The following is an 883-nucleotide window of genomic DNA, read 5'->3' as shown; positions in this document are numbered from 1 at the left end:
TCCGTGAGGTTTTCGCCGGTGGTGGCGTTGAAGATGTGGAGTTTGTCGGTGTTGAGCCAGAGTTGGGCTTGTCCTCGGGTGTGGACGTGTGAGGCGGGGTCGAGGCGGGCGGTGATTTGGGTGCCGGTGTGCATGTCTTGGCCCATGTCTGCGGCGAGTTCGTCGAGGTCGCGGGAGTGTGCGGTGTCGCCGTGTACGTGGAAGTAGGCGTAGATGTCGGATCCCATGGATTCGACGAGGTCGATGGTGGTGGTGAAGCGGTGTCCGGGGGTGTTGTCGGGTATTAGTGTGGCGTCTTCGAAGTGTTCGGGGCGGGCTCCGATGATGACGTCGCGGTCGGGGTTTGTGGTTTCGATGGCGCGGCGGATGCGGTCGGGCAGGGGGATGGTGCCCATGGCGGATTGGAGGGTGTTGTTGTCGATGGTGGCGGGCAGGAAGTTCATCGACGGGCTGCCGATGAAGCCGGCGACGAAGAGGTTTGTGGGGTGCTGGTAGAGGTCGGTGGGGGAGCCGACTTGCTGGACGATGCCGCCGCGCATGACGACGACGCGGTCGCCGAGGGTCATGGCTTCGGTTTGGTCGTGGGTGACGTAGAGGGTGGTGGTGCCGAGGCGTTTCTGGATTTGGGAGACCTGGGTGCGCATTTGGACGCGGAGTTTGGCGTCGAGGTTGGAGAGGGGTTCGTCCATGAGGAAGGCTTTGGGTTTGCGGACGATGGCGCGGCCCATGGCGACGCGCTGGCGCTGGCCGCCGGAGAGGTTGGAGGGTTTGCGGTCGAGGTGGTGTTCGAGTTCGAGCATTTTCGCGACTTCGTCCACTTTTTGAATCGCCCCGCGTCTGGGGGAGGGTCTGATTCCCCGAGAGGATGGGTGTCATGCCAGCA

At 63.3% G+C, this 883-nt stretch carries 1 pseudogene; it reads right to left on the bottom strand.

What is annotated here, in order from left to right:
• Positions 1–824, bottom strand: a pseudogene (locus ONR57_RS17940) (ABC transporter ATP-binding protein); the annotation flags it as partial.
• Between the last annotated feature and the right edge of the window lie 59 nt (positions 825–883).

Source organism: Hoyosella sp. YIM 151337, from assembly GCF_026041215.1.
In the GTDB taxonomy this organism is placed as follows: domain Bacteria; phylum Actinomycetota; class Actinomycetes; order Mycobacteriales; family Mycobacteriaceae; genus Hoyosella.
The sequence above is the reverse complement of the archived record's forward strand: the minus strand, read 5'-3'. Positions and strand labels throughout refer to the sequence as shown.